Source organism: uncultured Ralstonia sp., assembly GCA_913056305.1.
Classification (GTDB): Bacteria; Pseudomonadota; Gammaproteobacteria; order Burkholderiales; family Burkholderiaceae; genus Ralstonia.
Window position 1 is genome coordinate 1 of record CAJXMR010000264.1, and the last position, 5,722, is coordinate 5,722.

General features: G+C 67.1%; 7 protein-coding genes and 2 pseudogenes. 4 read left to right on the forward strand and 5 right to left on the reverse strand.

Annotated features, from left to right (window positions below; all coding sequences use genetic code 11):
• The 3 genes and pseudogenes from QZ609_RS26810 to QZ609_RS23815 all read right to left on the reverse strand — a co-directional run.
• Nucleotides 1-143, reverse strand: a 143-nt coding sequence (locus QZ609_RS26810) for a hypothetical protein (RefSeq protein WP_365902241.1), incomplete at its 3' end; no start/stop codon positions are given.
• Nucleotides 140-559 (reverse strand): four helix bundle protein, encoded by a 420-nt coding sequence (locus QZ609_RS26815; RefSeq protein WP_365902238.1) that lies wholly within the window; start codon nt 557-559, stop codon nt 140-142. The genes QZ609_RS26810 and QZ609_RS26815, both read right to left, overlap by 4 nt.
• A 29-nt stretch (nt 560-588) precedes the next feature.
• Nucleotides 589-741, reverse strand: a pseudogene (locus tag QZ609_RS23815) (FoF1 ATP synthase subunit gamma); the annotation flags it as partial.
• Here QZ609_RS23815 and QZ609_RS23820 point away from each other — a divergent pair.
• The 4 genes and pseudogenes from QZ609_RS23820 to QZ609_RS23835 all read left to right on the forward strand — a co-directional run.
• Nucleotides 727-1,020 (forward strand): annotated as a pseudogene (locus QZ609_RS23820) (hemagglutinin); the annotation flags it as partial. The pseudogenes QZ609_RS23815 and QZ609_RS23820 sit on opposite strands and share 15 nt — an antisense overlap.
• 65 nt (nt 1,021-1,085) lie before the next feature.
• Nucleotides 1,086-1,541, forward strand: coding sequence for a DUF2147 domain-containing protein (locus QZ609_RS23825; RefSeq protein ID WP_295500132.1), 456 nt, complete (start codon nt 1,086-1,088; stop codon nt 1,539-1,541).
• A 296-nt stretch (nt 1,542-1,837) separates the two neighbouring features.
• Entirely contained in the window at nt 1,838-3,184 is a 1,347-nt protein-coding gene (locus QZ609_RS23830; RefSeq protein ID WP_295500134.1) for a peroxidase, read from the forward strand.
• A gap of 100 nt (nt 3,185-3,284) precedes the next feature.
• Entirely contained in the window at nt 3,285-4,169 is an 885-nt protein-coding gene (locus QZ609_RS23835) for a DMT family transporter (protein WP_295500135.1), read from the forward strand.
• A gap of 23 nt (nt 4,170-4,192) precedes the next feature.
• Here QZ609_RS23835 and QZ609_RS23840 read toward each other — a convergent pair whose 3' ends face one another.
• Both QZ609_RS23840 and QZ609_RS23845 read right to left on the reverse strand, forming a co-directional pair.
• Nucleotides 4,193-5,275 (reverse strand): M14 family metallopeptidase, encoded by a 1,083-nt coding sequence (locus QZ609_RS23840; RefSeq protein WP_295500137.1) that lies wholly within the window; start codon nt 5,273-5,275, stop codon nt 4,193-4,195.
• A gap of 151 nt (nt 5,276-5,426) precedes the next feature.
• A partial coding sequence (locus QZ609_RS23845; protein WP_295500139.1) for a ribonucleotide-diphosphate reductase subunit beta occupies nt 5,427-5,722 on the reverse strand: 296 nt, incomplete at its 5' end.

A 5,722-nucleotide genomic window follows, 5' to 3' on the forward strand; every position in this document is an offset into this window, starting at 1 on the left:
TCCCCCGGCACCTCGAAGCCTTCGCTGGTGATGCGGATGGCGTTGTAGATGGCGGGCAGATTCTGCTCCTCGAACTCCACGTCCACCACCGGGCCGATGACTTGCACCACCTTGCCCACGTTCTTGTACTCGCTGGGGTTCATGTCTGTCTCCTAGGGCTTTGCGTGACTCGTGATTCGTGACTCGAAACTCGTGCCGCCGAGGCTTGAAGCGACCGCCCCAGGGCGCTCAAGAGTTGACTCACGGATCGGCACAATTGATTCACCGTATCTAATTCTTGTGCGTTCATGTAACTCAAATCTTTGCTCAAAAGAGAGAAGTACCGCGTTTCCTCGGCCTCCCCGTTGGCGATCCGCAGGCTCCGCAAGAGCTCCTTGGTGGTTCGCCGTCCATAGCCCTCTGCGATGTTCGCCGCCACAGAACTGGAAGCGCGGCGCAACTGCGAAATCAGGCCAAAACGCTCGTCTGGAGGAAACGCCCTTGTCAGTCGATAGCTGAGCAAAGTGAGTTCGTGGGCTTTCCGCCAAACTTCCAAGTCCTCGAAGCTTTTGATTTTCACAAGTCACGAAACACAAGTCACGAGTTACGTCACAATGCTGCGGCGCCGCTGACAATCTCAATCAGCTCGCGCGTAATCTGGGCTTGGCGCACCTTGTTCATGTGCAGGGTGAGCCGGTCGATCATCTCCGACGCGTTGGTGGTGGCCGCATCCATGGCGGTCATGCGGGCGGCGTGCTCGGCGCGGTGGGTGCGACGGTGGCCAGCGCCGGCGGCCTCGTCAACGGTGGCAGCGGCGGCGGCTCGGCCAACCCGCTTGCACCGGTGACCAGCGCGCTCGGCGGCGGCGCCCTGGGTGGCAGCAACCCGCTCGCACCCATCACGAACGCGCTGTCGGGCGCGGCCGGCGGCGGCAACCCGCTCGCCCCGATCACGAATGCGCTGGGCGGCGTCACGAACGCCGCCGGCGGCTCAGGCAGCAATCCGCTGTCGACCCTGACCGGCGTGCTGGGCACCCATTGATCCCCGCGACCCAGCCACGGTTCACCCCACCCCATTATTTTTTTGACTGACCAGGAGACCACACCATGCAACGTACCCCCCACACCCTCACGCGCCTGCTCGGCGGACTGGCACTCGCACTGGCCGCCGGCGGCGCCTTCGCGCAGGATGTCTCGCCCGCCGGCATCTGGAAGACCATCGACGACGCCACCGGCAAGCCCAAGGGCGAAGTGAAGATCGTCGAACAGGACGGCGTGTTCTCTGGCAAGGTCACCAACATCCTGAAGGAAGAAGACCGCGCCAAGACCTGCACCAAGTGCTCGGACGACCGCAAGGACCAGCCGATCGTCGGCCTGACCATCCTCAAGGACCTGAAGAAGACCGGCGACAACGAATGGACGGGCGGCAACATCCTCGACCCGGAAAACGGCAAGGTCTACAGCGCCAAGATGTCGCTCGCCGAAGACGGCAAGAAGCTGAACGTGCGCGGGTTCCTGGGCATCAGCCTGCTGGGCCGCACGCAGACCTGGGTGCGCGAATAACGCCCCCTCGGTCTTCAGCTGCGCAACGCGCGGCGGCGCTCGCAAGCGAGCGCCGTCACTTCGGGCGCCGGTGCAAAACCGGCGCCTTCTTTTTTCTCGGTCGCACCTGACCGACCCCCTCCTTGATCGCCCGGTACGCGCCCCATCAGGCAGCCAGGCCCGGCACGTTCCCCAGCGCAGGCCAGCTCCGGCCAAACGCGGGCATCCCCCCCCCAGACGGGCGGCGTTTTCCAGTACGCCGCATGGTGCTATGCTGCGCGCCAGAGGAACCCATACACACAAACGTTGAAATTGCCATGCCCGAGCGCAACCGGCCGCCTTTCCGGGGCCCTTTAGGCGCGTCTGCGGGGTCGACCACCAGCGCCCACGCCGGAGCAGGAGACACTCCCGGCAGCGAGCGCGAGCCGATGTCCGGCGCCCGCCCCGATGCCGTGCGTGATGCCGCCGCACAGGATCTCGCCAGCGATACCGCGCTGTGGCGCTACGCGCTGGCGGCGGAAACCGGCGGCCGCGCGCCACACCCCGACGCCGCCCTGCGTGACGACCAATCGATCCTGCGCATCCTGCGCCGGCCCGACGGCCTGCGCTTGCTGCGGCAAGGATTGCGCAGCGCCTTTCCTGGCGCCGCGTTGCGCCTGACCACCTTCTGGCCCGACGAACAACCGCACGCCTACCAGGCCCGCGCCGAAGCGCGCCCGGCTGAATTCGGTGACCTGCTGGTGCTGTTTCGCCTGCGCGGCGCCGTGCCTACGCTCGATTGCCGCGCGCTGTTCCTCACCGCCCGTCGTATCGACCAGCCCGACGACGCGCTGGACAAGCACCACGCCCTGCCACAGATCGGCCTGTACGAAGGCTGGCCAGACTTCAACGTGTACGCACGCTCGCCGCTCAAGACGCGCAACGCCACATTCCTCGGCAAGTTCGATCTCTCGGCCGAACTGGAGCCGCTGCGCCGCATCGGCCGCGACCAGCGGCAATGGCGCTACCTGACGCCGTGCACGGGCCTCACCGCCTACGCGCAGTGGCCGGGCATCCGTCCGTCCTCCCCGCTGATGTGGCGCTGGCCGTCGGGCCCGCAGGCCGGCGGTACGCGTCCGGCCACCGGGTCGTTCACCGGACTGCTGCGCCAGCTCGCCCGCCCCGAAGGCCCGGGCGAAGACTGCTCCGCCGGCACCGAGGTGCCGACCTGGGGCCGCCTCATCAACAAGCTGCTCGACCACAGCTGGGAAATGGCGCCCGCGCATGCGCTCAAGAGCGGCAACATTGCCCCGCTGGCGTTCTGGACCCGGCTGCGCGGCTTCCTGACGGCGGAATACCTGCTCGGCATGCATTCGCTGCAGAAAGGCTTCAGCACGTCGCTACAGTTCGAGATGGCCAACGGCCTGCAGGACATCGCCCGCGACGACTGGACGGCCACCACCGGCTTCGACCCCGAAGACCTGGACGTCCCGGGCGTGCGCGGCACGCTGCAGCGCATTGCGGCCTCCAAGCTGGCGGTGTTTGGCATGAGCGCGGAAGACCCCTCGCCGCAAGCCGCACCGCGCCAGCCGCCGCGCAGCATCAACACGCGCACCGACGGTGAACGCGAAGGCCAGCGCGTGCTGCTGATCGACGTGATCCGCCCGAGCGCCGCCGCGCTGTAAGCCACTCCGCAAGACAAACCCCGCCCGCCGCCGACCATGCCATGCATGATCGGCGGCGGGCGGCTATGCTGTCGCGTTGCCTTGCCGCTTCCCGTCTTCCATGTCTGCCAGCCGTTCTCCCGCTTCGTCTTCCCCCTGGGTTCCCGTTCTTGCGCTGATCGGCTCGATGGCCTCGGTCTGCGTCGGCAACTCGTTTGCCAAAACGCTGTTTCCGGCGCTGGGCGCGGCGGGCACGGTCACGTACCGGGTCACCATCGGGGCGGCGATCCTGCTGGCGTTCTGGCGGCCGTGGCGCCTGCATCTGTCGCGGCAGGACGCCGGCAAGATCGCGCTGTACGGCGTCACGCTGGCGAGCATGAACCTGCTCTTCTACCTCTCGCTCGGGCGGCTGCCGATCGGCATTGCCATCGCCATCGAGTTCACCGGGCCGCTGGTGCTGGCGGTGGCGCTGTCGCGGCGCGTGCTCGATTTCGTGTGGATCGGGCTGGCGGTGGTGGGGCTCTTGATTCTGACGGTGGGCGGCCAGGCGGTCGGGCGGATCGACTCCGTGGGTGCCGCCTACGCGCTGGCCGCGGGCGTGTGCTGGGCGCTGTATATCCTGACCGGGAAGAACGTGGGCGGACTGCCGGCGGGCCAGGCCACGTCGCTCGGCATGGTCGTGGGCGCACTGTTTGCGCTGCCGTTCGGGGTGGCGCAGGCGGGGTCGGCGCTGCTGTCGCCGTCGCTGATGCTGGCGGGGCTCGGCATCGGCTTGCTGTCGAGCGCCGTGCCCTATTCGCTGGAGATGGTGGCGCTCAAGCATCTGTCGGGCCGCACCTTCAGCGTGCTGCTGAGCCTGGAGCCAGCCATCGGCGCGCTGGCCGGAGCGGCGGTGCTGCATGAGCAGCTCTCCGGCCGGCAGTGGGTGGCGATCGTGGCGATCATCGCGGCATCGGCCGGGTGCGCGCTGACGGCGCGCAGCCCGAAGGCTGCGGACGCGCACTGAGGCATGCCCGCGCTGCTGGCAGCCTAGCCGGCAAACCGCGCAATGGCTTGCAACACCGCCATGCGTGTCTGCACATAGACCATGCCTTTCCAGTCCGGCGCATCGCAGTAGAACGCGTCGCGCAGGGTCTGGTGGATGCCGGCGGCCTGAGCGGCGCCGCGCTCCGGATTGCGATGCAGCCAATGATCGGCCCGCAGCGCCTGCAGCACCGCCATCAGGGGGAGCGTGCCGAACTCCAGCGTGACACTGGTCTTTTCGACGGCGGGGAGCAACTGATACGCCATCCCCGGCAGCTCACCCTTGACCACTGACGACACTGAACCCGCCGCGGCGATTGGCCGGACATCCGCGCCCCAGGTGCGGATGGCGCGCTCCAGTTCGGCCGGGTCGGCGCTGGTGAAGATCTTTTCGCCGTGGCCGTACGGACCGAGACCGGTGTGCAGATCAATCCAGACCAGGCGCGACATCCCCGCCGCATGCCGCGACACGATCTCGCGCATCTGCAGGGTGCTCCAGCATGGGCCGGCGCCGCCGTAGAACATGCCGTCCGGCACGCGGTATTGGCCCATTGTCGCGGCGTCTTGCAGAGCTTTTTCGCCGTGCGTGGTCATGTAGTGCTGCAACGCAGCCTGGTCGGCTGCACTGGGCGGCCAGGTTTGCGGCAGCAGCAGCGGATCGACATCGAGATAGGCGGGATTGGCCGCCGACGCCTCGGCAAAGTCGACGCTGTTGCGGTTCAGGTCGACGTTGTCTTCATTGACGCGGCGCAGATGCGCAAACCCGTATGGGTTGACCGCGTGCACCAGCAGCAGCGCCACCTTGGCCGCTGCCAGCCGCGCGAACAGGTCGTCGTCGTGCAGCAGGCCGATCTGGCAGCCCGAGCCGCAGAAGCCCTCGACGCCATGGACGCCGGAGGTGACGATCAGCAGTGTCTCGGCCTGTGCTGGCGTGAACAGTGCGGTGTCGATGGACAGCGGTTCACCGGCCGGCCCGACCGCTTGCGGATGGATCAGGCGCTCGCCGCTCAGCGCGCGCGCCTCGGCGGCCGCCAGGAACTTGCCGCGCGCCTCATCGTAGGTCTGCGAGAAAAGGGCTTCGACGGTCATGGCGGCTCCGGATGACATGGTTGTCGCAGAGTGCCACGCCGGTCTCACCCCGCACAATCGCACCGACAAGAATTTGCAGGCCCAAATGCAAACAGGCGACGCATCGTGCGTCGCCTGTCTACGTCATGCCGATTCGAGCGGAACGCTCAGATCAATCCCACGACAGCGCACCGCCGGTCTGATACTCGAGCACGCGCGTCTCGAAGAAGTTGCGTTCCTTCTTCAGGTCGATCATCTCGCTCATCCACGGGAACGGGTTTTCCTCGTTCTGGAACAGCGCTTCCAGGCCGATCTGCTGGCAGCGGCGGTTGCAGATGAAGCGCAGGTAGCCCTTGAACATCGGCGCGTTCAGGCCCAGCACGCCGCGCGGCATGGTGTCTTCTGCGTAGCGGTATTCCAGGTCGACGGCCTTCTTGAACAGCTCCGTGATCTCGGCCTTGAACTCGG